Source organism: Pseudoalteromonas rhizosphaerae, from assembly GCF_028885455.1.
GTDB lineage: Bacteria > Pseudomonadota > Gammaproteobacteria > Enterobacterales > Alteromonadaceae > Pseudoalteromonas > Pseudoalteromonas rhizosphaerae.
The window spans coordinates 467,343-493,884 of the sequence record NZ_CP118496.1; the positions used below are offsets into that span (position 1 = coordinate 467,343).

22 protein-coding genes are annotated in these 26,542 nt (G+C 40.9%); 9 read left to right on the forward strand and 13 right to left on the reverse strand.

Annotation, left to right across the window (positions count from 1 at the left end):
* Positions 1-30: 30 nt before the first annotated feature.
* The 6 genes from PVK79_RS02125 (at position 31) to PVK79_RS02150 (ending at position 7,633) form a co-directional block, all read left to right on the forward strand.
* The gene (locus PVK79_RS02125; RefSeq protein WP_182767411.1) at positions 31-1,314 is read left to right on the forward strand and encodes a D-tagatose-bisphosphate aldolase, class II, non-catalytic subunit; all 1,284 of its coding nucleotides are present in this window, start codon (positions 31-33) and stop codon (positions 1,312-1,314) included.
* Positions 1,315-1,331: 17 nt separating this feature from the next.
* The gene (locus PVK79_RS02130) at positions 1,332-2,468 is read left to right on the forward strand and encodes an SIS domain-containing protein (protein WP_257325215.1); all 1,137 of its coding nucleotides are present in this window, start codon (positions 1,332-1,334) and stop codon (positions 2,466-2,468) included.
* Complete coding sequence (locus PVK79_RS02135) at positions 2,461-3,390, forward strand: ROK family protein (RefSeq protein WP_257325216.1); 930 nt, start codon at positions 2,461-2,463, stop codon at positions 3,388-3,390. Before PVK79_RS02130 ends, PVK79_RS02135 begins: the two co-directional genes overlap by 8 nt.
* Positions 3,387-4,550, forward strand: coding sequence for an N-acetylglucosamine-6-phosphate deacetylase (gene nagA / locus PVK79_RS02140; RefSeq protein WP_257325217.1), 1,164 nt, complete (start codon positions 3,387-3,389; stop codon positions 4,548-4,550). Before PVK79_RS02135 ends, nagA begins: the two co-directional genes overlap by 4 nt.
* Positions 4,551-4,715: 165 nt before the next feature.
* Positions 4,716-6,800 (forward strand): elongation factor G, encoded by a 2,085-nt coding sequence (fusA, locus tag PVK79_RS02145; protein WP_145240072.1) that lies wholly within the window; start codon positions 4,716-4,718, stop codon positions 6,798-6,800.
* A gap of 401 nt (positions 6,801-7,201) precedes the next feature.
* A complete protein-coding gene (locus PVK79_RS02150; protein ID WP_182797505.1) occupies positions 7,202-7,633 on the forward strand; it encodes a hypothetical protein in 432 nt (143 codons plus the stop codon).
* Positions 7,634-7,711: 78 nt separating this feature from the next.
* Here PVK79_RS02150 and PVK79_RS02155 read toward each other — a convergent pair whose 3' ends face one another.
* From PVK79_RS02155 to PVK79_RS02210, 12 genes are all read right to left on the reverse strand, one after another.
* Entirely contained in the window at positions 7,712-10,450 is a 2,739-nt protein-coding gene (locus PVK79_RS02155; protein WP_257325218.1) for an ExeM/NucH family extracellular endonuclease, read from the reverse strand.
* 142 nt (positions 10,451-10,592) lie between these two features.
* Positions 10,593-11,600 (reverse strand): porphobilinogen synthase, encoded by a 1,008-nt coding sequence (gene hemB, locus PVK79_RS02160; protein WP_145240066.1) that lies wholly within the window; start codon positions 11,598-11,600, stop codon positions 10,593-10,595.
* A gap of 9 nt (positions 11,601-11,609) precedes the next feature.
* A complete protein-coding gene (locus PVK79_RS02165; protein WP_257325219.1) occupies positions 11,610-13,460 on the reverse strand; it encodes a sensor domain-containing diguanylate cyclase in 1,851 nt (616 codons plus the stop codon).
* A gap of 2 nt (positions 13,461-13,462) precedes the next feature.
* Entirely contained in the window at positions 13,463-14,245 is a 783-nt protein-coding gene (locus tag PVK79_RS02170; RefSeq protein ID WP_257325220.1) for a TatD family hydrolase, read from the reverse strand.
* The gene (locus PVK79_RS02175; RefSeq protein WP_257325221.1) at positions 14,245-14,763 is read right to left on the reverse strand and encodes a hypothetical protein; all 519 of its coding nucleotides are present in this window, start codon (positions 14,761-14,763) and stop codon (positions 14,245-14,247) included. The genes PVK79_RS02170 and PVK79_RS02175 overlap by 1 nt, the downstream gene beginning before the upstream one ends.
* Positions 14,764-15,507, reverse strand: a complete 744-nt coding sequence (gene tatC, locus PVK79_RS02180; protein WP_149982219.1) for a twin-arginine translocase subunit TatC — start codon at positions 15,505-15,507, stop codon at positions 14,764-14,766.
* Positions 15,508-15,554: 47 nt separating this feature from the next.
* On the reverse strand, positions 15,555-15,887 hold the full coding sequence (gene tatB / locus PVK79_RS02185) for a Sec-independent protein translocase protein TatB (protein ID WP_145240057.1): 333 nt from the start codon (positions 15,885-15,887) through the stop codon (positions 15,555-15,557).
* Between the two features lie 5 nt (positions 15,888-15,892).
* Positions 15,893-16,132, reverse strand: a complete 240-nt coding sequence (gene tatA, locus PVK79_RS02190; RefSeq protein WP_064666784.1) for a Sec-independent protein translocase subunit TatA — start codon at positions 16,130-16,132, stop codon at positions 15,893-15,895.
* Between the two features lie 80 nt (positions 16,133-16,212).
* Positions 16,213-17,817 (reverse strand): ubiquinone biosynthesis regulatory protein kinase UbiB, encoded by a 1,605-nt coding sequence (gene ubiB, locus PVK79_RS02195; RefSeq protein WP_145240055.1) that lies wholly within the window; start codon positions 17,815-17,817, stop codon positions 16,213-16,215.
* A gap of 17 nt (positions 17,818-17,834) precedes the next feature.
* Positions 17,835-18,440 (reverse strand): ubiquinone biosynthesis accessory factor UbiJ, encoded by a 606-nt coding sequence (locus PVK79_RS02200; protein WP_257325222.1) that lies wholly within the window; start codon positions 18,438-18,440, stop codon positions 17,835-17,837.
* A gap of 40 nt (positions 18,441-18,480) precedes the next feature.
* Entirely contained in the window at positions 18,481-19,236 is a 756-nt protein-coding gene (gene ubiE, locus PVK79_RS02205; protein WP_145240051.1) for a bifunctional demethylmenaquinone methyltransferase/2-methoxy-6-polyprenyl-1,4-benzoquinol methylase UbiE, read from the reverse strand.
* A gap of 108 nt (positions 19,237-19,344) precedes the next feature.
* Entirely contained in the window at positions 19,345-20,331 is a 987-nt protein-coding gene (locus tag PVK79_RS02210; RefSeq protein ID WP_145240114.1) for a GGDEF domain-containing protein, read from the reverse strand.
* Positions 20,332-20,687: 356 nt separating this feature from the next.
* On the opposite strand from PVK79_RS02210, the gene PVK79_RS02215 reads away from it, so the two are divergent.
* Together PVK79_RS02215 and PVK79_RS02220 are read left to right on the forward strand one after the other, a co-directional pair.
* Complete coding sequence (locus tag PVK79_RS02215) at positions 20,688-22,463, forward strand: DUF885 domain-containing protein (RefSeq protein ID WP_145240049.1); 1,776 nt, start codon at positions 20,688-20,690, stop codon at positions 22,461-22,463.
* Between the two features lie 130 nt (positions 22,464-22,593).
* Positions 22,594-24,075, forward strand: a complete 1,482-nt coding sequence (locus PVK79_RS02220; protein ID WP_145240047.1) for an FMN-binding glutamate synthase family protein — start codon at positions 22,594-22,596, stop codon at positions 24,073-24,075.
* Positions 24,076-24,164: 89 nt separating this feature from the next.
* Here the strand turns inward: PVK79_RS02220 and mtnK are convergent, their stop codons facing one another.
* Positions 24,165-25,382 carry an S-methyl-5-thioribose kinase gene (gene mtnK, locus PVK79_RS02225; RefSeq protein WP_149982212.1) on the reverse strand — a complete coding sequence of 406 codons (1,218 nt, stop codon included), beginning with the start codon at positions 25,380-25,382 and terminating at the stop codon, positions 24,165-24,167.
* A gap of 132 nt (positions 25,383-25,514) precedes the next feature.
* Between mtnK and mtnA the strand changes: the two genes are divergently transcribed.
* Positions 25,515-26,540 carry an S-methyl-5-thioribose-1-phosphate isomerase gene (gene mtnA / locus PVK79_RS02230; protein ID WP_257325223.1) on the forward strand — a complete coding sequence of 342 codons (1,026 nt, stop codon included), beginning with the start codon at positions 25,515-25,517 and terminating at the stop codon, positions 26,538-26,540.
* Positions 26,541-26,542: the final 2 nt, after the last annotated feature.

Here is a 26,542-nt window from a genome sequence, read left to right on the forward strand (position 1 = left end):
AACAAAGATTATCTAACGAAGAGGCTTGCAATGACGATATTACAGCAATTAATCGCAGCGAATAAACGCGGCGAAAAACAGGGTATTTATGCCGTTTGTTCGGCTCATCCATTGGTGCTAGAAGCTGCCATATTGCAAGCCAAACAAGATAATAGTTATTTATTAATCGAAGCAACCGCTAATCAGGTCAATCAGTTTGGTGGTTATACGGGTATGTTACCTGCTGATTTTATGGCATTTATTGAGCAGCTGGCGACAAAGCAAGAGTTTGCAATTGATAAGCTGATCCTTGGCGGTGACCATTTAGGCCCTGTGTGTTGGTGTGATGAAAGCGCTGAATCGGCGATGCAAAAAGCTGAGCAGTTGATCGCCAGTTATGTTGGTGCAGGATTCAAAAAAATTCACTTAGACACCAGTATGCGCTGCGCCGATGATGAATTAATTTTAGCAGATGAAACAGTTGCAACACGTGCGGCGCAGTTGTGTGCAGTGGCTGAACAAACAGCATTAGATACCTTTGGCCGCAGTGACTTAGTTTATGTTATTGGTACTGAGGTGCCGCCGCCCGGTGGTGCCGATGAGCAAATAGATACGCTTGCAGTCACAGAAACTGACCATGTTGCTAGTACATTGGCATTGCATCACGATGCATTTTTACAGCAGGGGTTATCATCGGCATGGCAGCGAGTAGTTGGCTTGGTTGTACAGCCAGGTGTGGAATTCGATAACACGCAAGTATTTGATTATGATAGCGCTAAAGCGCAACAGCTAAAGCAATATATAAAGGCCGTTGATGGCATTGCCTTTGAAGCACATTCAACTGATTATCAAACGCCCATCGCGTATCAACAATTAGTAAATGATCATTTTGCGATTTTAAAAGTGGGCCCAGAGCTTACCTTTGCTTTGCGTGAGGCATTATTTGCATTAAGCCATATTGAAGATGCGCTAATAGACACTGAGCAATGTTCACATATACGCACTGTTATTGATGCTGATATGCAGCAGTTTCCGAAAAATTGGCAGCGTTTTTATCAAGTTGATAAATCAGTGCAGCAACTTTATCGTCGCTTTAGTTTTAGTGACCGAATCCGTTATTACTGGGGACAACAAGGCAATCAAGCTGCCGTTGATAAGCTATTTAGTAATTTACAAAAACAACCGATACCACTGCCGTTACTAAGCCAATATATGCCATTGCAGTATCTTGCAGTGCGAAATAACACCCTGCAAAACAGCCCTAAATCTTTGGTACTTCATCACATAATGCAAGTAACCAGTCGCTACGCAGATGCGTGTTTTAAACAACAATAGACGTAAGTGAGGTAGTAATGTCTAGTTATTTAGCAATTGATGAAACCCTTTTAGAAGCTAAAAATAGTTTATGGACTGCAAAAGAAATTATGCAGCAGCCCGATTGTTGGCGAGCAACGCTCAGTATTGTAAAAGCTGCACGAGCGCAGCTAGATAGTTGGCTTGCGGGCGTATTAGATAAGCCAAATGCGCAAATAATTTTTACCGGTGCCGGTACCTCAGCTTATGTTGGAGAGGCGGTTGTTGGTTACTTGAATCAACAATTGGATATTGCTTGTCGAAGTGTTAGTAGCACAGAGCTTGTTGCCTGCCCAGAGCAGTATTTACAGCCAAATAAGTCAACTTTATTAGTGTCATTTGCACGCTCGGGCAATAGTCCTGAAAGTGTTGCCGCTGTTGATGTAGTGAATAACTATGTAAAACACTGCGCGCATCTATTTATTACTTGTAACCCCGATGGAGCACTGCATAAACAAGCAGCGCAAGATGAAAACTATTTCTCGTTATTGATGCCTACGAAAACACTTGATCACAGCTTTGCTATGACCAGTAGTTTTACCTCAATGTTGGTGGCAAGTGTGGCAATATTTAGTGATGCAGATAACGCTGTTTTAACTATTGCAGAAGCGGTTGAAAAAAATATTGCTGGAAAATTAGCTGAACTAAAAGCATTGGCTGAACTGCCTATGCATCGCTTAGTGTATTTAGGCGCAGGATCCTTAAAAGGCTATGCGCAAGAATCAGCATTAAAATTATTAGAATTAAGTGCGGGTCAAGTTATGGGGTATTTTGAATCCCCGCTTGGTTTTCGTCACGGCCCAAAATCATTGGTTGATGATAAAACCTTAATTATTTTATTTGGCTCAACTAATACCTATACCAAGCAGTACGATATTGATTTGTTGAATGAGTTACGTAGCGATAATAAAGCTATTGATGTTCATGCCTTGGCGCTGCCAGATGACACGGTGATGCAGCAATTAGACGATGTATTTAATGGCTTATATTATATGGTCTGCGCGCAAATAATGTCGTTCTATAAAGCGTGGCAATTAGGCATTACAGTAGATAACCCATGCCCAACTGGTGAAGTAAACCGAGTGGTGCAAGGGGTGACGATTTACCCGCTAAAACAAGGTGATATTAATGACTAAGCAGTATATTTATGGCATTGATATTGGCGGTAGTAAAATTGAACTTGCTGTATTTGACGCATCATTAAAGCAACTTGAATCATGGCGCATTGCGACTCCGCAAAATAGTTATCAAGACTTTCTAAATGCGTTAGTAGGTATGATTTTAAGTGCCGATCATAAATATCAATGTCACGGTGCGGTCGGTATTGGTATGCCTGGCATCGTTAATGCGAACCAACAAGTACTGTCGGCTAACGTGCCTCACGCGACCGGTAAAAATGCCGCGCAAGATTTAGCTCAGTTAATAAATCGCCCGGTTGCGATCGAAAACGATTGCCGCTGTTTTGCACTCTCAGAAGCGCGCAGCAGCGTTGGTTTACAACATACCAGGGTGTTCGGTGCAATTCTTGGTACTGGTGCGGGTGGTGGGCTGTGTATTGATGGTAAATTGTATAAAAGCGCCCAGGGAATTGCAGGTGAATACGGTCATTACGCACTTTCTGCAGTGTTACAGCAGAAGTACCAGTTACCTATTTTAAAATGTGGCTGTGGTTTAACAGGGTGCATTGAAAGTTATATTGCAGGCCCTGGCTTGGCGAGAATTTACCAGCACTTTTCTGGCGAAGTATTAACTACTTTTGAAATTGTTGAAGGGTTGAGAAAAGGCGACGTATTTTGCCAACAAAGCTTTGCCTGTTATTTGGATTTAATTGGCAGTACTTTTGCGGCAATTATTATGGCCTATGACCCTGAGGTGATTGTAGTTGGTGGCGGTATGTCTTTAGTTGATGAACTAATGAGCAAGCTTGAAGAGGCAATCGTACCGTATGTATTTGCTGATATTCGGGTGCCAAAAATAGTGCTTGCTGAATTTGGCGATGCCAGTGGCGCTCGCGGTGCCGCTATTTTGGCCAAAGAACAAGTGGGAGCGCTGGCATGATTGGATCCGTGTTTTACGTCAAAGCTGATGTAATTTATTGTCAAGAACGAGTACTTAAAAATCACTTCATGTTAGTTGAAAATGGCATTATTAGTCACTTTACGCAAAACCCTACAGCCGGTGTGCCTATTGATGATTATGGTAATGCTGCAATTATTCCAGGCTTAATTGATTTGCACATTCATGGTCGCGAAGGTTGTGATGTGATTGATTGTAAAATGAGTAGTATTGAAACGATTTCATGCTCACTTGCAGAGCATGGAGTAACAGGCTTTTTAGCAACGACTGTGACCACCGATTGGCAACAAACACTTAATGCTATGAGTGTAATTGGTCAGGCATACACGCAGCAACCTAGCGGTGCACAGTTGCTAGGTGGCTATAGTGAGGGCCTGTTTTTCAGTGAAGTTCATAAAGGCGCGCACAATCAAGATTACTTTTTAGAGCTATCGCAGTCGCATCTAGAAGCGATGATTAATGCAGCCATGGGCAGCTTAAAAGTGGTTGCGTTGGCGCCAGAAAAGCCAGGCGCAAATGCATTAATTGAATACCTGACAGCGCAAGGAATTAGGGTAATGCTTGGTCACTGTGATGCCAATTATGAACAAACTCAAAGCGCACTTGAGCATGGCGCATGCGGTGGGGTGCATGTTTTTAATGGGATGCGTGGCATTCATCATCGTGATCCAGGTTGTGCCGGCGCGGTATTGATGAATGATGACGCACTTGTTGAAGTGATTGCAGATGGTGTACATCTTCATCCTACAATTTTAAAGCTGATCTATAAGCTAAAAGGTCCACAAAAAATCGCTTTGATCAGTGATTGTATCAATGCCGGTGGACTAAATGATGGTGAGTATAAATTGGGTAAAATGGATGTTGTTGTGCAACAAGGTGTGGCGAGAACTGCCTCCGGCTCGTTAGCTGGCAGCACTTTAACGCTTGAGCAAGCAGTTAAAAATATGCATCAATTAGGCAGTGTTGAGCTACGTGAGGCGATAAATATGGCCAGCATTGTGCCCGCGCAATTTCTTAATATTGCCAGCCAAGTTGGTTCTTTAGCGGAAGGTAAACATGCGAATTTTGCTATTTTAAACAGCGATTTTAGTATTCAGGCGACCTATGTGAAGGGTCAGCGGTGCTTTTTTAAAAGTGCATAAAATGGCTAAAGCGCTCGGCTTTAGTGTGGCTATGCGCTTCAAAACCCATAGAAAGTAAAATATTATAAAATTGATTGCATTTTAAGCGACATGTATGGTGATGTTCGCTATAAGTAATGCTATACTCCCGCCGAATAATTTTTCGACTTTATTAAGAGTAAAATAATGGCAGATTTATCGAAGTACAGAAACATTGGTATTTTCGCGCACGTTGATGCGGGTAAAACCACGACTACTGAGCGTATCCTAAAGCTTACTGGTCAAATCCATAAAACTGGTGAGGTTCATGATGGTGAATCAACAACTGACTTCATGGAACAAGAAGCTGAGCGCGGTATTACTATCCAGTCTGCGGCTGTAAGCTGTTTCTGGAAAGATCACCGTTTTAACGTTATCGATACTCCTGGACACGTTGACTTCACAGTTGAAGTATACCGTTCATTAAAAGTACTTGATGGCGGCATCGGTGTATTCTGTGGTTCTGGTGGTGTTGAGCCACAATCAGAAACTAACTGGCGTTATGCTAACGAATCAGAAGTTGCACGTGTTATTTTCGTAAATAAATTAGACCGTATGGGTGCTGATTTTTACCGTGTAACAGAGCAAGTACGTAAAGTACTTGGCGCAAACCCACTAATCATGACGTTACCAATCGGTATCGAAGATGAGTTCTGTGGTGTTGTTGATGTTTTAACTAAAAAAGCATACATCTGGGACGAAACTGGTCTTCCAGAGAACTACACGATCGAAGACGTTCCAGCTGACATGGTAGACAAAACTGAAGAATACTATGAAATGCTTGTTGAAACTGCTCTAGAGCAAGACGACGAACTTCTTGAAGCGTATATGGAAGGTGAAGCGCCTTCTTTAGAAGATATCAAGCGTTGTATCCGTAAAGGTACTCGTGACCTTGCTTTCTTCCCTACATACTGTGGTTCTGCTTTCAAGAACAAAGGTATGCAATTAGTACTTGACGCTGTTGTTGACTACTTACCATCTCCTACAGAAGTTGATCCTCAACCTCTTATGGATGAAGAAGGTAACGAAAATGGTCAATTCGCAATCGTATCTACTGACGAACCATTCAAAGCGTTAGCGTTTAAGATCATGGATGACCGTTTTGGTGCATTAACTTTCGTACGTATTTACTCAGGTAAACTTAATAAGGGTGACACTATCCTTAACGCGTTTACTGGTAAAACTGAGCGTGTTGGCCGTATGGTTGAGATGCAAGCAGACGACCGTAACGAATTAACTAGCGCACAAGCTGGTGACATCATTGCAATCGTAGGTATGAAAAACGTGCAAACTGGTCACACTCTTTGTGATCCTAAGCACCCAGTAACACTTGAGCCAATGGTATTCCCAACTCCAGTAATCTCGATTGCTGTACAGCCTAAAGATAAAGGCGGTAATGAGAAAATGGGTGTTGCTATCGGTAAAATGGTTGCAGAAGATCCATCTTTCCAAGTTGAGACTGATGAAGATTCAGGCGAAACTATCCTTAAAGGTATGGGTGAGCTTCACTTAGATATCAAAGTTGATATCCTTAAGCGTACTTACGGCGTAGACCTTATCGTTGGTCAACCACAGGTTGCTTACCGTGAAACTATCACTCGTGAAATCGAAGATAGCTACACGCATAAGAAACAATCAGGTGGTTCTGGTCAGTTCGGTAAAATTGACTACCGCATCAAGCCAGGCGAAGTTGCTTCAGGCTTCACGTTTAAATCATCAGTTGTTGGTGGTAACGTACCTAAAGAATTCTGGCCTGCAGTTGAGAAAGGCTTCAAGTCAATGATGAGCGAAGGTGTGCTAGCTGGCTTCCCAGTGCTTGACGTTGAAGTTGAACTTTTCGACGGTGGCTTCCATGCCGTGGATTCATCTGCAATCGCATTCGAAATCGCTGCTAAAGGCGCTTTCCGTCAATCGATCCCTAAAGCGGGCGCACAACTTCTTGAGCCAATCATGAAAGTTGACGTGTTCACTCCAGAAGATCACGTTGGTGATGTAATCGGTGACCTTAACCGTCGTCGTGGTATGATGAAAGACCAAGAAGCTGGTTTAACAGGCGTTCGTATTAAAGCTGACGTTCCGTTATCAGAAATGTTCGGTTACATCGGTTCATTACGTACAATGACATCAGGTCGTGGTCAGTTCTCTATGGAGTTCTCACACTATGCACCATGTCCACAAAACGTAGCTGAAACTGTAATCGCTGCAGAAAAAGAGAAAAAAGCTGCTAAGTAATTAGCCTTTAAACTCTTAAAAAAACCCGCACCTGTTGCGGGTTTTTTATTGCCAGAAATATTATCCCTCCAACAATCGAATACTTTTTTGTTGTCATGCTAGTAATGAGTAGTTAGCACTCTTTAGTAGTTATTTAAGCAAACAGTTAAATAATAGAAAAAGAATCAACTATTTATTACTGCAGTTTAAACGTCATTCCACTCATAAGTTGTAGTTTAAAAGCTGGCTGTTTTACTAATTAAACTAGTTATTTATAACTAGGTAAAAAGTAGTGCAATTACTTGAATCTTAGTTACTAATACAGGTAGAATACCCGCTTATGCCACCCATATACGCATATTAGAGAAATGGAAGTCTCTCGAATAAAGAGACATATATGTGTACTTTTTTAGGACGTTTATATGAATGCAATTAAATTGAGCCCAAACTGGCTGTTGCAGTTAGTTATGATACTAACCCTTTGTACAGTTGCTTTTTTGCTAACAATCATCTTTGCTGTTAATCAGACTTTTTTAGCCCTAATTATTGTTCCTGTTATTTTTATTATCTCAATTTTAAGTATCGTCAACTTACGTTTTATGCATTGTTATAAAGCGGGTATTTATTACTCTCAAGGGTTAAGTAAAAAATATATTAATGCAGATGAAATTGTTGATATTCAATTTAACTCATTAAAATTACTGACTGTATTATCGGTTTCTTTAGAAAATAACAAAGAAATTTGTTTTTATAACTGGCAGTTTGACGAGCAAGCCCAGCAGTCAATTAGGTGTTGGTATAGCAAAAAGAAGAATCGCTGTAATAATTCACAGCATACTGAATGTAATGCATAGAAAAGGCCGCAGTTTAGCGGCCTTTTTACTAATCTGAACTCTGCTGAATAAACCTATTCAAGCAGAGTTTAGCTTATACTACGCTTTTTTACGGCGCAGGAGTGTTAGTGGTAACGCCAGTAACGTTAACCAAAATAATGAACCTGAGTCATCGTCTTCGTCATCAGTCTCATCATTAGCGATATTAATGTACACAAGCTGTGCATTTGATAAATTACCAGCACTGTCTTTTGCTTGTACCATTAATGTGATTTTTCTTTCAAACTCATAGTCTAAATCACCAGCAACGATTAGTTGTCCTTGCTCATTTATAGTCACTGCATTGTGGCCAGAAACAATAAAGCCAATAACGGGTGTGTACTGTGCATCTGCATCGCTAAAGCTCAATTGACCAATGACAGTGCCAATAGGGCTATTTTCACTGATGTTAAAACTCTGCTCAGGCTCTAGCACTGGAGCTTGTGGCTCAGGCGTTGGCTCTACAGCAGGTGTAGATTGAATATCAATAATTACAGGATCATGATCAGAGGCACGATAAGCACTCTCTGAATACAAGCTAGCAACTTGAGAATCAGATTTAAACTCTACGTTATAATCAAGACTGATCGGCTCATCAGCATTGATATGCCAATCTGTCGCTGCGACAACTTTAGCAAGTAAACTTGGACTAGCAACAGCATGATCTAAGCTACCCATGCGGCCAGAAAAACTATATGAATAGCCAAGTGTATTACCATCTAATTCTGCGACGACATTTTTAAATCCTTTATCAGCAAATGCGCGTATTGGATCTTCCATCGCATAGGCATTCATATCGCCTACTAAAATGATGTCTTCATCGTCTACACCAGTTGGCTTGCTATCAAGCCAGTCTGCAAAGCCATTAGCACCAGCAACGCGGATCTCATTCCAACATGCTTGCCCATCACCTAAATCGGCATTGTTGCCATCGGCACTGCCACAGCTACCTTTGGATTTTAAATGTGCTACAGCAACAGTAAATACTTCTTCTGATTCAAGTGATTTGAAGCTTTGTGCGATAGGTGTACGGTTACTATAGTCAAATGGATATTGGGTTGTGATAGCTGCGGTGCCAACTTGTGCGACTTTATTTGCACGGTAGATAAGTGCGGTGGTAATTTCATCAGTACCAATTTTATCTACGTTAAAATTAACAAAGGCGTATTCATTATTGCTATCTTCATCGTTTAACGCATTAACTAGACTAGCAATAGCGCTATTTGTACCGAAACCATCGTTTTCGATTTCCATTAAGCCGATAACATCAGCTTCTATAGCAACAAGTGCACTGACAATTTTCGCTTGTTGGCGAATAAATTCAGCTTCACTATCAGCGCCACGACTGGTTGGGAAACCAGCACCTTGACCATCACCATTAAAGTAGTTAAGGACATTAAAACTTGCAATTCGAATATCTGCATCAGCGTGCAGTTCTGGCGCATTTGTACGTGGGTTAGTTGCAACAAAAGTTGGTTGTACTGTTGGGTGAATACGATAGCGATCAAAGCTGTAACCCATTACACCAGTGATTGCGTTTACAGAATCACCTAAACGTAATGTGTTATAAGCGTCTAAGCCAGTACCTGGGTAAGAAACTGGGTCAAGGTTTTGCTTCGTTGAACCATCATCAAGTAAGATTTGTTTTTTTATGTTTTCGGCTTCAACAGCGTTAGCAGCATCACCAGGAAGGGCTATTTGTGTACCTTGATATAAGCGTTCTGTGGCAAGACCTACTTCACCATAACGGCCTAAACCATAGTTGTTGCTAACAACCAGCGGTTGTTCTAGTGAAACCAGCATGCCTTCATAAGCTTCTAAATCGGTTACATTATTAACAGGGAGAGTGATGCTTGTTGCTGTTGGCGTTAAGCCTGTAGCACATACTTCTACTTGACTAACATCACCAATTTGGGTGGCATTAAAGTATTCTGCGACACTGCCTTTAACTCGCACGTGATCACCAACATTGACATCGGTATTAGCAAAATAAACAAAGATACCTTCAGAAGTAAGTGGGTTTGTATCAATATCTGCATCAAGTGATGTAATAAAGAAGCCACTTAATTGCTCACTACCTTGAAAATCAGCAGTTACTACGCCTTCCAGCTCAATTTCTGTGTTTAATAGAGGGCTATCACCACCTTCACCTTGTACTGCGCTGATAAGTGTTTTAGCTGCGCCGCATTCTAATGGAATAACTGGTTCTGGATCTGGGGTTGGCTCAGTACTCTCACCATGAAAACCGAGCCCTGAAAAGTCATCTTTATCAAATTGTAGCCATTGTTCACTTGGATCAAATGACGCAGTAGCATCGCTGCGACCTGCAGTAATACTTAGCTTGCGACGTAAGCTTTTGTCCTTGGTGCTAACACCTCCGGCTGACCATTCGCTACCAGGGTCAACGCCTAACTGACCAAAGCTATCAACAATAGTGCCGTCTTTCGTAAGTACCAATGCATCATCACCATTGAAATAAGTAACGGTTGCTTCAATATCAGCTTTAGCTTTAAGCTCGTCTACAGAGCCTGCATTTACGATTACATAGGTGCCATTGGCGGCTAAGCTACCGGATAGAGCAAGTGTATTATTTGGAGCTGTCAGGTCGCCATTGCCATTGGCGAAAAGTGAGATGTTATAGCCATCAAGCGATAGTGTTTCGCCAGAGGTATTAAAAAGCTCAATTGCTTTATTGTTACTACCACCTTCAACATATTCTGAAATTATTAAATTAGCAGAAGCTGGTGCACTGAGGCTTGCAATTACAAGCGCCAATGGCGTTATTTTTGTTTTGAACATTATTATTTTTTCCCGTGTATTGTGTCCCGAGTGGGACAAACAGTTTAAGGAAAATTTATGACAAAGAAAATACAAAATGTTAATAATATGGAAATAAAAAGGGCGCAGAATCGCCCTTTTCTAAATTAAAAATGTATAAGGCTTACCTTTTTAGCAGTTGTGCAGCCTGCTTTGCAAAATAGGTAAGAATACCGTCAGCGCCAGCACGTTTGAAAGCAAGCAAGGACTCCATAATTGTGGCTTCTTCAGCAAGCCAGCCATTATCAATCGCCGCTTTATGCATCGCGTACTCGCCACTCACTTGATAAGCAAACGTCGGCACACCAAATTCATCTTTAACTCGGCGTACGATATCTAAATAAGGCATACCGGGTTTCACCATCACCATGTCAGCACCTTCTTGTAAATCCAGCGCTACTTCACGAATGGCTTCATCGGAATTAGCTGGGTCCATTTGGTAGGTTTTTTTGTCCGCACCTTTTAAGTTACCAGCCGAACCGACTGCATCACGAAATGGTCCATAGTAACTTGAGGCATATTTAGCTGAATAAGCCATAATGCGTGTATGAATATGGCCTTCGGCCTCTAGCGCTTCACGGATCGCGCCAATGCGGCCATCCATCATATCTGAAGGGGCAACAATATCTGCACCCGCTTGTGCATGAGATATCGCTTGTTTAACTAATATTTCTGTCGTGATGTCGTTAATTACATAGCCATCATCGTCGATAATTCCGTCTTGCCCATGCACTGTAAAGGGATCAAGTGCTACATCGGTGATTACCCCTAATTCTGGATAGGCTTCTTTGAGTGCGCGTACAGTGCGTTGTGCCAGTGCATCATCATTGTAAGCTTCTTCAGCAAGCAATGATTTTTTGTCCGCAGGGGTGACCGGAAAAATAGCGATTGCAGGAATACCTAATTCAACCAACTCTTTTGCTTCAATCAGCAGTAAGTCAATCGATAAGCGCTCTATGCCTGGCATCGATGCAATGGCTTCTCGGCGATTGTTACCTTCAAGCACAAATACTGGGTAAATTAAGTCATTCACACTGAGTTGATTCTCAGCCATCAAGCGGCGAGAGAAATCATTGCGGCGCATTCTGCGCATGCGAGTATAAGGGAAAAGGTCGAGACCTGATTGGGCCATTATTTGCTCCTAGTCTAAAATTGGAAAACTAACTACACGATTACGCCCACTTTGCTTGGCATGATAAAGTGCTTTGTCGGCGCAGTCGGTGAATAATCCCGGATTGTGAATGTCTTCAGCGATGGCGCTATATACACCAGCACTAATAGTAAACTTTATCTCATTGTTTGCTACTGTAATTGTCGCATCCATGATTGCTTGGCGGATTTGCTCCGCTATTTCTACAGCACCACCGAGGGCGGTATTGGGGAGTAAGATAACAAACTCTTCGCCACCATAACGGGCTACTTCGTCAAGTGGGCGTTTTAAATGGCTTTTTATAATGTCAGCCACAGCACGAATAGTTTGGTCGCCAATTAAGTGCCCATAGGTGTCGTTAATGCTCTTAAAGTGGTCTATGTCGAGCATTATCACGCTTAAAGATGTTTGCTCCCGACGAGAGCGACGCAAGTCCATTACTAGCTTTTTATCGAAATAGCGGCGATTTTTTATTTGTGTTAATGGATCTTCCATATTGATTTGTTCAAGTGCGCGATTCTTTTCTTCAAGCTCACGCAGAGTGACCTGAAGTTCAAACGTTCGCTCTTCTATATTTGCTTCTAAATCTAACCTAGCTTGTTCTTGCAGCTCTAAACGTTCTTGTAAGATGGCATCTTGTGCTTCACTTTGGGCTATTTTACTCTGCTGTGCAGTAACTTGGGCATCGCGTTCGATTAAAAAGTGTTTGATGGTAGCAAAGCTTAAACTGAGTGAGCAGATTAAAAAGCTAAAAAATACAAACGGTAAACCACGCGCATTAAAATCATAGAAATTAAACACAACAATAATCATGTAAAGCTGTGCGGAAAAAAACATCAACGCTCCACATAGTAGCGCACATAGTGGCTGTGTTCGCTGTTGCTTAATATCGATCCCTAACGCCGCTATGTGTAATAACATCACTAGCGCGGGCAAGAGTAGACTGTAATAAAGCATGATATTTGTTGGTAATAACCAAATAAAAAATAGGCTGATAAAAAGTAACCAGTTACTCAATCTATGTAAGGGTTGCAGCCACATTTTCGTGGACAGTCGTAATTGTTCAAATAATAGTTTGAATAAGCAAGTGGTTAATATCAGCATGCTTGGAACTGCAAGCTGCTGCAGACTAGGCAAAGACGGGTGAAAATAGCGATAGCCAAAGCCATATAAGTAAATCAGTAATAACCATAAAGTCATTAAAATAGTGCCACAGAGTGCAAAGTAGCGCTTTCGTGAAAAACCAAACATAACCAAGCAAGTGATCGCTAAAGATAAAATAAACCCGACGAGCAAGCCATACATTAAATTAAACTTACTTTTATATTTTAAATATTCATCGTATTGCCAAAGACTTAACGGCACTCTGACACCATCTAGACTTTTAATATGAAGTAGTAATGTTGAGTTACTTTTCGGTGGGAGTGTTAGCTTTACTAATAATGATTCTGTTTTAATTTGTCGGTTATTGAGTGGTAATGCATCACCAATTTCTTTAAACAATAATCTGTTTTGCTTAAAGTAATGGTATACAGCCACTTTATCTAATAACGGATTATCAATGGACAGTAAAATTTGTAGATCTGAATCCTCAGCGTTGACCAGTTGTAGGCGCAGCCATACGGCTTGATTGGTTAGTCCTAAATTGAGCGATTGCTCAGGAAGTTGTTGCCATTGCTGAGTAGGGGCTAGCTTAGCTTGATCTATTGTTAAAGGTTGTTGAGAATATTCAAAAGGAATATTTAATATATGTTCAAAATGCTTATCTAAGGTGATTTGCGTTGCATTGGCTGAAAATGAAATAAGTACAAAGCTATAAAGCAGCAACCAAACACGCTTCATTATCAGCCCTTGTGGTTGAATAACTGTTGGAAGTTAAGTGTAGTTTGCTTTGCAACAGTTGCAAACTCTAGACCTTTTAAGGACGCAATCGTTTGGCATATATGTGGTAAATAGCTTGGTTCATTGCGATGCGATTTTGGTTTTGGAGTTAACGAGCGTGGGATCAAAAACGGCGCATCTGTTTCAATTAATAGACGCTCTAATGGCAGCATAGGCACCAGTTGTTGCAGTGATTTACCACGACGTTCGTCACAGACCCAACCAGTAATACCAATGTATAAACCGAGCGATAAATACTGTTCTAAGGCGTGCTGATCACCAGTAAAACAATGTAATACTCCACGCACCGAATACTGTTGCAATATTGCCAGCATATCTTCGCTCGCATCGCGCTCATGTAAATATACCGGAAGGTTTAACTCTACCGCCAAAGTGAGTTGTCGGTGTAACACTGAACGTTGAGTCTCGCGGGGAGAAAAGTCGCGATTGTAATCTAATCCACATTCGCCAATTGCTACAACCTCAGGGTGTGCAGCGAGAGTGCGCAGTTGTGTTTCTAGTTTTTCATCGGCTGATTTTGCGTCATGGGGGTGAACACCGGCGGTAGCAAGTAGGTTGTACTGTTGTGCTAAGTGAAGAGCTTGTTGGCTGGAGCTTATATCGCAACCAATTAACAGCATCTGGCTAACATTTTGCGCTTTTGCACGAGTAATGATAGCCGAATGTTGAGCATCAAATTGATGATTGGTAAGATTTACGCCAGCATCAATAAGTGATGTGGTCATTAATTAGTTCGCTTAACGCGGATTGAGCGATTCTTGCCTGCTTTTTTCAATAAAAAGGAGTTGAACATACCGCGCTTAATAATTACAGTATCATTTGGGTCGATGCGCAAGATATCTGAGCCAATTTGATGCCATTGTTGGCCGTTGTTTAAACTAATAATTAACTCACCGTAAGGCGCTTCTTTGACGCTGGTAACGACGGCTGATATTTCATTGTCATTATCTCTTGCTACTTCTTTGTGTTCTAAACCAAAATCGTCATTTTTAACTTTAACTATTTGCTTACTAGCAACAGCTACATCTGCTGTTGCGGTGACTGAACTTGCAGGTGGAGTTAAGGTTTTTGTTGTTTCTGGTTTAGTTAATGACTTGCCTGCCATGGTATTGTCGTAACAAAGTAAGCGATTGAAGTCATTTTCAATAAATGTACAGGCTTGTAAAGCTTGTAAGTTAACTTCATTGGCATGAACAGTTGGAATGCTTAACAAGGCAAGTATTGGTAAAAGTTGTTTTTTCATTTATTCCTCTGATTCATTTTGCTGGGGTTTAGCGCTATAAAAGGATGCTAAGATTAAACCCAATTCAAATAACAGTAGCATGGGAAATGCTAATAATGTTTGTGATAGTACATCCGGTGGCGTTAAAAACATAGCTACAACAAAAACACCGACCACAATATAAGGACGTTTTTCTTTTAAACTTTGTGTTGTAGTTGCGCCACTGAAACAAAGTAGCATTATCGCTACTGGAATCTCAAAAGCGACCCCAAAAGCAAAAAATAGCTTCAACGCAAAACTTAAGTAGCTACTAATATCTGGTGCCAAGGTCATCATTTCTGGGCCAACGCTAGTAAAAAAGCCAAGAATTATGGGGAGTACTACAAAGTAACAAAATGCGATACCACTATAAAAAAGAATAATGCTTGATGCCAAAACAGGCATTAACATACGTTTTTCATGTTGGTATAACCCTGGCGCAATAAAGCCCCAGATTTGGTGTAAAATTAACGGAAACGCTGCAAATAAAGCGACAAATAAGGTTAACTTAAACGGCGCAAAAAACGGTGCAGTTACATCTGTAGCGATCATGGTTGCTGTACTTGGTAAGTGCGCAACTAATGGAGCCGCTACAAAACCGTAAATATCGTTTGCAAAGTAAACCAGCGCAATAAAAAATACTAATATGGCTAATAAGGCTTTCATGAGCCTATTTCGCAATTCAATTAAATGACTTACAAAGCCTGATTTAACTTGTTCAGTCATAATTTAACTCGTTACCGATATATAGACCATAGCTAACAAAAATAATTTCATTTTTGTTCATCAACATTCACTTTATCTGCTTGCTCAGGAGGATTTCTTTTATAACTATGGGTGACCGAGTCCGCAGCCTTTTGCAATTCGCTGACTGAATCTTTTATTGCAGGACTTAAGTCCTGCATGCCTTGTTGTTCGGCTTTTTTTAAATTTTGGTGTAACTCATGCACTCTTAATTCTTCATTAACTTCAGCCTTAACCGAATTAGCCAGCGATTTTATAGTTTTTATCCAACGGCTAACAGTACGAATAGCAACTGGCAACCGCTCAGGGCCAAGTACCACTAAGCCGACGATTAACACCACAACAAGTTCCCACATACCCATGCTAATTAAGCCTTATGGTCTTCTTTGCTTTTATCAACAGACTCTTTGTTTTGTATTGGGTTATTTGCTTGTTCAATTGGTTCTGCTGGTTTATTTTGCTCATCTTCAGAGACTGCTTTTTTAAACCCTTTTACAGCGTTACCTAAATCACCGCCAATACCACGCAATTTTTTCGTACCAAAAAGTAACACTATGATTGCCAAAACAATTAACAATTGCCAAATACTAATGCCGCCAAAACCCATGATGTTCTCCACTTAATTAAATACTGTGAATTAAAATTATTGTACTGATTATACTCACCGAGCACTAAATAGCACTTAGTTTATGCAGCGCTGCGCCAAGCAAGTATAAAGCCGCTTAAAGAGCATATCGCAGCAATACCTGCAGCGACAAGGTCATGCTGCAAATAACATAACCCTGATACTATCATTGCTGAGCCAGCAAAAAGACCAAGTAATAATGGCTTGTGCGATGGCTGTGGCAGTGGTGCAGGACTGTTGCGCTGTTGTTTTAAGTTGTGATAGATCAAATCAGGTAACTCGGGCATTTTTTCTGCCCAAAATGGCAAATTTGCGTATACCTGTTTAAATACCGACCAAGGACCAACCTGTTGCTTTACCCAGTCTTCTAAAAAGGGTTTAGCTGTTTTCCATAAATCTAGTTGCGGATATAGCTGACGCCCAAGGCCTTCAACATACAACAAGGTTTTTTGTAGTAGAACTAATTGGGGTTGAACTTGCATATTAAAGCGACGAGCGGTATTAAATAGATTAACTAAGACATGGCCAAATGAAATCTCTGCTAATGGCTTATTAAAAATCGGCTCGCAGACAGTGCGAATGGCAAACTCAAATTCTTCCACGCTGGTGTCTTTAGGTACCCAGCCAGAATCGACATGTAATTGTGCGACTTGACGATAATCGCGATTAAAAAAGGCAATAAAGTTTTCGGCTAAGTAACGTTTGTCTTCTTTGTTTAGCGTGCCCACGATGCCACAATCGATACCGATAAATTTGGGGTTTTCAGGGCTTTCATAGGATACAAATACATTACCAGGGTGCATATCAGCATGAAAAAAACTATCACGGAACACTTGGGTGAAAAACACCTCCACACCGCGTTCAGCCAGTAGTTTCATATTGGTGTTTTGCGCAACTAATGCCTCAGTATCAGACACTGGAATGCCGTAAATTCGCTCCATGACTAGTACATTTACGCGACTATAGTCACTGTAAACATAGGGAATATAAAGCGAATCAGAACCTTCAAAATTACGCTTTAATTGAATGGCGTTTGCGCCTTCACGCATCAGATCAAGTTCATCAAGTAAGGTTTTCTTATACTCTTTGACTACTTCAACAGGGCGTAACCTTTTCGCTTCATTGATTAACTTGGCCACTATTTTAGAAAATTGTTCCATTAATGCTAAATCAGCGTCAATTTGTTCTCTGATATCAGGGCGAATGACTTTGATAACCACCTTTTGTGGTTGATTATGCTCATCCACTAAAGTGGCTGTATGTACTTGGGCAATGGATGCTGAAGCTAAAGGGGTTTGCTCAAAATCACTAAAGTATTCACTGATATCATCGATTTCGAGTGCATTTTCAATTAGTTGTTGTGCTAACACACCATCAAATGGCTGTACTTGATCTTGCAGCAAGGCTAGCTCTAAAGCGATATCTAGTGGTAATAAATCGCGCCGAGTAGATAACATTTGGCCAAATTTGATCCATACTGGCCCCAATTGTTGTAATGCTAAACGCAGTCTTAACCCTGCTGGTTTTTCTGGGTGCTTATTGGTTAGCCAAAATAGACATGCACGGCCAACTTTGCCATACCAAGGTATTTTTTGTGATGGGATCAGTTCATCCAAACCATAGCTAAGGAGGGTTTTTGTGATGTTATAAAGCCGAGCAGCTGACACAGATAATCCTTACTGATTCATTTTGCTTGAAGTAGTTGGTTGATACGTAACTCAAGTTGCGCAACATGTGCTTTGAGTTGACGCGTGTGTTGCTTAAATTGCTCAAGCTCTAAAGGATGAATGGTCACTTTGAGCTCGTCTTGGCATAAAGTAGTTAGCGTTGTAGAGAGTTTCTTGTTGGCTTTTTGACTTTGCTGTTGAGTTTGTTTAACTAACTGCCATAGTTGCTGTGCCGCTGCGTCACCAAGATAATCAGATAAGTGTTCAGGCCAATCGATATTAAGCGCAGCGAAAGCATTACTAAACCCTTGTGCAATATTTAGATCACCTTGCAAATCGAGTTTATCTTGGCGGATTAACTGAGTCAGCATTGCAGGGTTTTTAAGTGCCATTAAAGTATTAATATCGGCGCTTATCATGCAGTCATATTGCGTTTCGGTAGTGTTGTATAAATGCAGTTGTTGGCCAGTAAACACCACTAAAAACTGCTGTTGCCAATCGCGTATATCAATTAATAAACGTTGTTGGGATATTGACGACAGTCTATCGCTAAGAGTGGGATCGAGTTTAAGCGCCGTATTTAAAACCCTTTCGACGAGTGCGATCATGAAATTATTTAACATACAATACCTTAGCAATAAACTTTACTAGCTAGTGTGACGCTTAATATTTAAAGCCACGATGTAATGCTACAATACCACCGGTGAGATTTTGATAGGTGGTTTGCTCAAATCCAGCCTCGTTCATCATTGCTTTTAGTGTTTCTTGATCTGGGTGCATACGAATTGATTCAGCTAAATATTTGTATGATTCACCGTCGTTAGCAACTAACTCACCCATTTTAGGTAGTAAGTTAAATGAGTAAAAATCATAGGCTTTACTTAATACTTGATGCTCTGGTTTGGAGAACTCCAATACCAGCAGACGACCACCAGGCTTTAAGATTCGGTACATCGAGCGAAGTGCTTTATTTTGATCTGTAACATTACGTAAACCAAAGGCAATGGTAATTAAATCAAAACTATTATCAGGGAAAGGCAGTGCTTCAGCATTCATTTGTACGTAGTCAATATTACCGACAAGACCTAGGTTATGTAGCTTTTCGCGCCCGACTTTAAGCATTGATGAGTTAATATCACCTAATACTACTTGCCCAGTATCACCAACTAGTTGACTAAACTTTGCCGTTAAGTCGCCGGTGCCACCGGCTAAATCCAGCACATGATGGCCTTTACGCACACCTGAACTAGCAATGGTTTGACGTTTCCATAAACGATGAATACCAAACGACATGAGATCATTCATTACGTCATATTTAGTAGCAACGGAATGAAATACATCGGCAACCATAGAAGCTTTTTCGGTTTCGGCAACGGTTTTATAACCAAAATGCGTGGTCTTTTCAGGATTCTCGTTCATGATTAATCTCTATCGTGGTAATAAAGACTAGTGTACTTGATTGTTACGCCATGGTGCAATTTGAATCTGGGGAAAATTGCTTGTGGATCAAGCTTTATGAGTTACGGCTCACTGTCCGGCAATAAAGCTGCTTTGGCCAAGCGATCTGGCTTTATGTGCTGCATTGGAGGCTTTACGGGCAAGATTATTAAAATCTTTTTCGTCTAAGTGCTTGGCAATCCCTAATGAAAGGTTGATTGCTGGAAGTTTAATACCGTTTTTAGAACTAACGAAACGTAATTTTTCGACTCCATTACGGACTTTTTCAGCAATTACATTCGCAGTTTCAGGGTCGATATCAGCCAGTAATACAGTAAAAGCATCTTTGCCTGTTCGCCCTGGTAGGCCACTTTCAAATACATATTTTTGAATTTGTTTAGCTACCTTGCTTAAAATTACTTCACCAATGATATCGCCGTAGTTATCAATAAAGTGATCTAGGTTATCTATTTGAATGGCAATCGCGCACACAGATTTTTTTTGGTCTAACCATAATTGTGTTTGCTGGTTTAAATAATGACGTTTAAAAAGGCCTGTTTGTTGATCGGTGATGTGTTGTTTGCGTAATTGTACGAGTTGTTGTTGAGTTTTTTCTTGTCGTCGCTTTGCTTTGATCAGCTCTTGTTTAAATTGTTTATGTTGAGTGAGCAAGTGAGCAGTTTGCTTATTTAATGTCTCAAGTGCGAGGCGAGTTTGGGCAATATTATTTTCATCTAAAGAATGTACACAGTCGCTGACTTGACTTGCAAAGCGGATAATATCTTTTTCGGTTGAGTGCGCGCTACGTGATAATGAATTAATAATACCATCAACATTACGAACCATATTGGTTTCAGCTTTATGGGCTTGATCCATGTAATCGAAATAAAGTTGTTCTACATAAACACAGTCAATTTCTTGGCCTTGGGCAATTGCACGATCGATAGTGGTATTTAAATCAGAATTAACTTGGCTAACGTAGGTGTAGACAACGTGATAATTAAGAGGAGTCGGTGGTAATATATGATGTTCTAAAAAGATACATACCTTGGTCATTTTTTCTTGAGCAATAGCCATGGAATCATGGAACATCATTGTATACACCAATTAAATACACGTAACAGCGAAATTAAATAACTCTCTCCGTGAGGTCTTGACGCAATCCTAGCGTATGGGATTGCCTTACATTAATCTGTATCGGGGATATTTAAAAGCAAAAATATGTAATTTGATAGCGAAATTTCTATTTTTATCGCTCAATAGCTGGTTTTCTCGACAATCTTATTAAGCAATAAAAAGTGCTGATTAACTACTAGTCAATAGTCGCGGTTAATTTAACCTTGTATTTATTGCCCTTGGTCGCATTTTTTTGGTTATTGTAGCAGTCTAGGTTAGGTTAACCCTCACGTTTTCAGTAGCAGATCCCTATTATTATGAAAAAATCACCTTCATCGGTTATGCGTCATTCTCTGTTAAGCATCGCCTTGGCATGTACATTAAGTGCTTGCCAAATGACCACCGTAGATAGCGATCAACAATTTACGCAGGTTGCGCAATCAATTGTTGATTATCGTAAAAGTATTAGCACGTATAGCAACCCCGAGGGTGTTGATGGTTATTTGTTAACTAATTTATCTGCTGAGTTTCTTGAAAAGAAATACCAACATAACACTGAATTATTAGCGCAGTTAGATGCAATAGATAAAGATAAACTCAGTGATGAAAACCGTATTAATCTCACTATAATTCGTGGACAAGTACAAAATAGTATCGATGAATATGTATTTAACAGCCACTATATGCCGCTGACTTCTGAATATGGCTTTCATTCGAGTTTATCTTTTATGGTGTCGAGTTCAGATTATAAAAAATTAGCTGATTACCAGCTTTATTTGCAACGTTTGCAGCAAGTTCCTCGATTTTTTCAGCAAAACATCGGCTGGATGCGCAAAGGTTTAGAAGTTGGTTTAACGCAACCGAAAGCGGTGCTTGTGGGTTATCAAGACTCTATCAGTGCATATATTGTTGATGACGCTACTGAGTCTGAGTTTTATAAACCATTTTTAAATAATACCGCTGGTTTGAGTGATGGTGAGTTTTTTGCTTTACAACAACAAGCAAAGAAAATTATTAAAGAGCAGGTGATTACTGCTTATCAAGATTATTTAACATTTTTTAATGAAGAGTATCAGCCAGGTGCGCGTACTGAAATTGGTATCTCTGCAACACCTAATGGTGCTGCGTTTTATGCCAATCGCGCCAAGTATTATACCACCACAGATATGACGCCAAAAGAAATTCATGAACTGGGGTTAAAAGAAGTGGCACGTATTCGTGCTGAAATGGATAAGATTATTGAGCAAGTTGGTTTTAAAGGCACGTTTGCTGAATTTGTGCACTTTTTACGTACTGATCCGCAATTTTATGCTAAAACACCGGAAGAGTTATTAAAAGAAGCATCGTACATAGCTAAAAAGATGGATGCACAATTACCTAAGCTATTTCATACCTTACCACGGATGCCTTATGGTGTTGCGCCGGTGCCAGCAAGCATAGCGCCTAAGTACACGACTGGCCGTTATTCTGGTTCGAGTCGTGATGATCAAGCGGGTTATTACTGGGTAAACACTTATGCACTTGATAAGCGCCCTTTATACGTATTAGAAGCTCTCACTTTTCATGAGGCTGTACCAGGGCATCATTTACAGATCTCCCTTAATGCTGAATTAGAAAACTTACCAAGCTATCGTCAGAATGCATACTTATCGGCATTTGGTGAAGGGTGGGGGTTATATTCTGAGTATTTAGGAATTGAAGCGGGTTTTTACCAAGACCCATACAGTAACTTTGGCCGTTTAACTTATGAAATGTGGCGAGCAGCTCGTTTAGTGGTTGATACTGGCATGCATATGTATGGCTGGAGCCGAGATCGCGCGATGAAGTTTATGAGTGAAAATACGGCATTGTCACTACATAACGTGAAAACCGAAACTGATCGTTATATTTCATGGCCAGCACAAGCACTATCATACAAAATTGGTGAGCTGACTATTAAGCGCTTACGTAAAGAAACCGAGCAAGCGCTTGGTCAAGATTTTGATGTACGTGAGTTTCACCATCAAATACTTCGCCACGGTTCTGTGCCAATGTCAGTATTAGAAGATCAAATCCATCAATATATTGAAACTGAGCTAGAAAAGCGCGGCTAAATTACAACGTTCAATTTATCTCGGTTCGTGCTGATTAGCGTGTAACCGAGCTTTCCTTACAAAACATTTGCTTGAAACTTGTTCTGCTTATATTCTCAAAGCTGGAAAAACAACCAGCAAGGGGCGCTGCATGAGTAATTTAATAGTTTTTAGCATTGATGTGTTTGCCAGCTTATTTATAGTGGTATTTGGGTGTTTAGTTTTAGTTGTTATTTATTTTTATATCAGTGATGTAACTCAATCTAAACAAGCGATTAGACGTAATTATCCGGTAATAGGTCGGTTTAGATACTTTTTTGAGCGCCAAGGTGAGTTTTTTCGTCAATACTTTTTCGCTATGGATCGCGAAGAAATGCCATTTAATCGCGCCGATCGTAGTTGGGTTTATAAAGCGGCTAAAAATGTTGATCGTACCACCGCCTTTGGCTCAACTCAGAGCCTAGAAGTTACCGGGACCGTGATGTTTATGAACTGCGCGTTTCCTACCTTGGACGAAGAAGCGCTTGAACCTAGTGCAGTTACGTTAGGGCCGCATTGTCGAAACCCTTATATTACTAAATCGCTATTCAATATTTCAGGTATGAGTTTTGGTGCGTTATCAAAACCTGCTGTACGTGCGTTATCGCAAGGTGCCAAACTCGCTGGTTGTTGGATGAACACTGGTGAAGGTGGTTTAAGCCCTTATCACTTAGAAGGAGGTGCCGACATTGTGTTTCAAATTGGCACAGCTAAATATGGTGTGCGCGATGAACAAGGTAAATTAAGTCATGAGAAGCTCAAGCAAATAGCTGCGCATGAACAAGTAAAAATGTTTGAAATTAAAATGAGCCAAGGTGCGAAGCCTGGTAAAGGCGGTATGTTGCCAGGCAAAAAAGTGACTGCTGAAATTGCGGCTATTCGTGGTATCCCAGAAGGTCACGATTCAATTAGCCCAAATGGTCATCCTGAAGTTAAAAACCCTGCAGATTTACTTGATATGATTGCCTCGGTGCGCGAAACGACTGGCAAGCCAACCGGCTTTAAAGCGGTTATTGGCGCTTATGCATGGCTGGAAACCTTGTTTGCTGAGATCAATCATCGTGGTATTGAATCTGCGCCCGATTTTATTACTATCGATAGTGCTGATGGCGGTACCGGTGCTGCACCACAACCGCTGATGGATTCGGTGGGTTTACCACTGAAAGAAAGTTTACCTTTGGTTGTTAATATGCTCGAAAAGCATGGCCTGCGAGAGCGAATTAAAGTTATTGCGTCAGGCAAACTGATTGTGCCGTCTAAGGTTGCATGGGCGCTCGCGCTGGGCGCAGACTTTGTTGTATCGGCACGTGGTCATATGTTTGCTTTGGGTTGTATTCAAGCGCTGCAATGTAATAAAGACACTTGCCCAACAGGGATAACCACACACAACGAGCGGTTGCAACGTGGCTTAGATGTCGCCGATAAAGCGCAGCGCGTAGCAAACTACAATAAGTACATTCATTATGGTGCGGGTTTAATTGCTCACTCATGCGGGGTATTTAGTGCCCGTGAACTTGGCCGCCAGCATGTGCGCGTTGTGCAAGAAAATGGTTTATCAGAGCCGCTTGATAAAATGTATGAAAATTACCAGTAATTTAAAAGACTAGGTAATAGAAGCTAGGTCCCGCCCAAATAGGTTGATAAAAGGCACTAAATAAAGTGCCTTTTGCTATTTTTATAAATTTAATTTAGTTGGCTTATCAATAAAGAGAAAAACTCTTCTTTGTTATTGCAAGTGTGGGCGTTGAGTACTAACTGCTCACCCAGCGCTAAAGTGTGGCGTTGTACGTCTAAACGCGCCTGCGCATCTTCAATGCCATCAATGTCAGCAACGTGTGCTAAGCCGATAGTGCGGCGTATCAGTTCTGTCCCACAGTAACCAATCGCGTCTTGTAATACTTGTTGCATAAAATACTCGCCATAACCAGCGGCTTTTAAATTGTTATCTGTGGTTTGCTCTGCAATAAATGTCAGCCACTGTTGTTCAAACAAAGAATAACTCTCTTGCAGGCAAGTCAGTAAATGGGTGTGATAGTTACGGCGTGTAACAAATTCACTAATACGAGCATTTTGCGCGCAGTAGTTTAATAATAAATTGCCGATAAATGAGCCGATATCAAAGCCAACTGGGCCAAAAAAGCCAAATTCAGGGTCGATCATCTTAGTGGTGTTTTGATCGACAAAAATACTGCCGCTATGCATATCACCATGTAATAGCGTCTGCGGGCATGATAAAAACTTAGCTTTTAGTTTTGCGATCGCTAAATGTAATGCGGTGTTATTTTGTAGTTTATTGACTGTACTTTGCAACTCGCTTGGGTAGTTATTACGCTCATGTTCACGCAAGATATCGTTGAAAAACAAATCTTCAGTAATTTGGCACAACTCTGGATTAGTAAACTGACTGACTTTGGCTTTTTTATCTTGCGCGGTTAGGTAAAAGTCTGAGTTATAAAAACCAGTATGGCTTAAGTAGTGAGCCACATGTTGACCTAATAGCGGAAATTGCTCTGCGTTTATTTGTGCGCTACGCAAAATTTGTAAGTGACCAAGATCTTCTAAAATGGTCAGTGCTTGCTCTGGATTATGATGCAATACTTTTGCTGTGTAGTCAGGGCTTAATGCGCCGTGATTGAGTAAAACCTCAGCTTCAATGCGTGCTCGGTCAAGCGTTAATGGCCATGACTCACCCACACAGCGCGCATAAGGTAAGGCTTGCTTTAAAATAACGCTATTACTTTGCTCGTCGCTTATTCTAAAAACGAGATTTAAATTGCCATCTCCAAACTCATACGCCGATAACGTTTGGTCAGGATCAAACAAATCATACCCATCTTTAGTTACAAGATTTTTAATATAATCAATCGCATGCTGTGCATTAAAGGCAACGTATTCGGCCATCGGCGTACTCTCAGAAAATGATAAGTGATAGCATTCTATACCTTCAACCGTTTAGATGTCTACACTTCTGGGTTGTGCGTTTTAAAAACTACTGTAAAATAACCTCAGCCTAACGATTATTCAGGATCAATCATGCAAGACCTCATAGCGAGCAGTTTAAAATATCAAAACAATACACTAAGCGTGTTAGACCAATACCTACTGCCGCATCAGCAGGTATGGCACGAATGTGATGATGTAGCCAGTATGAGGGATTTAATTCTAAGCTTAAAAATACGCGGCGCACCGCTGATTGGTTTAGGAGCAAGTTTGCTAGTTGCCCATTTGGCAGAGCAAGGCACAGCTAAAGTAGCATTAGCGCAGGCGATTGATGATTTAGAAGCCACTCGGCCAACTGCGGTTAATTTAATGCATTGTATGGCAAAGTTACGTATTGCATTACAACAAGATGATTATGTAACGGCAATTGTAAGCGCTGCTGTAACATTGTTTAATGAAGATATCGCCTTGTGTGAAAGCATGGCAAATCATGGTGCTGCATTGGTTAGCAGCGGCGATAATATTCTCACACATTGTAATACTGGTGCCTTAGCAACCGCAGGTATTGGTACTGCTCTTGGTGTTATTTATAAAGCGCAGCAACGTCATGGCGATATTCATGTATGGGTGGATGAAACGCGGCCATTATTGCAAGGCGGGCGTTTAACCGCGTTTGAACTTGAGCGCTGGCAAGTACCTTACACCTTAATTTGCGATAATATGGCAGCGAGTTTAATGGCTGCTGGCAAGGTTGATAAAATTTTTGTCGGTGCAGATCGTATTGCTGCAAATGGTGACTTTGCTAATAAAGTGGGCACTTATAACTTAGCAGTACTGGCGCATTTTCATAACATCCCATTTTATGTCGTAGCGCCGCTAACAACCCTCGATGTAAACACAGCATGCGGTGCAGACATTGAAATAGAACAACGTAACAGCGCAGAAGTGCGCGGTGTAAGCGGAAGCTTTGGTGAAGCGCTATGGGCACCTACAAATGCTAACGTATATAATCCCGCATTTGATGTAACCCCCGCTAAGCTTATTACCGGCTGGGTACTCGATACTGGCGTGTATGACCAACAACAAGTGTTAGTTGGTGAACTGAAAGACTTAAATTAACA

What these genes read in the sequence shown, in the direction of transcription:
- PVK79_RS02125 (WP_182767411.1), top strand. Translation starts at nt 31, where the DNA reads ATGACGATATTACAGCAATTAATCGCAGCGAATAAACGCGGCGAAAAA.
- PVK79_RS02130 (WP_257325215.1), top strand. Translation starts at nt 1,332, where the DNA reads ATGTCTAGTTATTTAGCAATTGATGAAACCCTTTTAGAAGCTAAAAAT.
- PVK79_RS02135 (WP_257325216.1), top strand. Translation starts at nt 2,461, where the DNA reads ATGACTAAGCAGTATATTTATGGCATTGATATTGGCGGTAGTAAAATT.
- nagA (WP_257325217.1), top strand. Translation starts at nt 3,387, where the DNA reads ATGATTGGATCCGTGTTTTACGTCAAAGCTGATGTAATTTATTGTCAA.
- fusA (WP_145240072.1), top strand. Translation starts at nt 4,716, where the DNA reads ATGGCAGATTTATCGAAGTACAGAAACATTGGTATTTTCGCGCACGTT.
- PVK79_RS02150 (WP_182797505.1), top strand. Translation starts at nt 7,202, where the DNA reads ATGAATGCAATTAAATTGAGCCCAAACTGGCTGTTGCAGTTAGTTATG.
- PVK79_RS02155 (WP_257325218.1), bottom strand. Translation starts at nt 10,450, where the DNA reads ATGTTCAAAACAAAAATAACGCCATTGGCGCTTGTAATTGCAAGCCTC.
- hemB (WP_145240066.1), bottom strand. Translation starts at nt 11,600, where the DNA reads ATGGCCCAATCAGGTCTCGACCTTTTCCCTTATACTCGCATGCGCAGA.
- PVK79_RS02165 (WP_257325219.1), bottom strand. Translation starts at nt 13,460, where the DNA reads ATGAAGCGTGTTTGGTTGCTGCTTTATAGCTTTGTACTTATTTCATTT.
- PVK79_RS02170 (WP_257325220.1), bottom strand. Translation starts at nt 14,245, where the DNA reads ATGACCACATCACTTATTGATGCTGGCGTAAATCTTACCAATCATCAA.
- PVK79_RS02175 (WP_257325221.1), bottom strand. Translation starts at nt 14,763, where the DNA reads ATGAAAAAACAACTTTTACCAATACTTGCCTTGTTAAGCATTCCAACT.
- tatC (WP_149982219.1), bottom strand. Translation starts at nt 15,507, where the DNA reads ATGACTGAACAAGTTAAATCAGGCTTTGTAAGTCATTTAATTGAATTG.
- tatB (WP_145240057.1), bottom strand. Translation starts at nt 15,887, where the DNA reads ATGGGTATGTGGGAACTTGTTGTGGTGTTAATCGTCGGCTTAGTGGTA.
- tatA (WP_064666784.1), bottom strand. Translation starts at nt 16,132, where the DNA reads ATGGGTTTTGGCGGCATTAGTATTTGGCAATTGTTAATTGTTTTGGCA.
- PVK79_RS02200 (WP_257325222.1), bottom strand. Translation starts at nt 18,440, where the DNA reads ATGTTAAATAATTTCATGATCGCACTCGTCGAAAGGGTTTTAAATACG.
- ubiE (WP_145240051.1), bottom strand. Translation starts at nt 19,236, where the DNA reads ATGAACGAGAATCCTGAAAAGACCACGCATTTTGGTTATAAAACCGTT.
- PVK79_RS02210 (WP_145240114.1), bottom strand. Translation starts at nt 20,331, where the DNA reads ATGGCTATTGCTCAAGAAAAAATGACCAAGGTATGTATCTTTTTAGAA.
- PVK79_RS02215 (WP_145240049.1), top strand. Translation starts at nt 20,688, where the DNA reads ATGAAAAAATCACCTTCATCGGTTATGCGTCATTCTCTGTTAAGCATC.
- PVK79_RS02220 (WP_145240047.1), top strand. Translation starts at nt 22,594, where the DNA reads ATGAGTAATTTAATAGTTTTTAGCATTGATGTGTTTGCCAGCTTATTT.
- mtnK (WP_149982212.1), bottom strand. Translation starts at nt 25,382, where the DNA reads ATGGCCGAATACGTTGCCTTTAATGCACAGCATGCGATTGATTATATT.
- mtnA (WP_257325223.1), top strand. Translation starts at nt 25,515, where the DNA reads ATGCAAGACCTCATAGCGAGCAGTTTAAAATATCAAAACAATACACTA.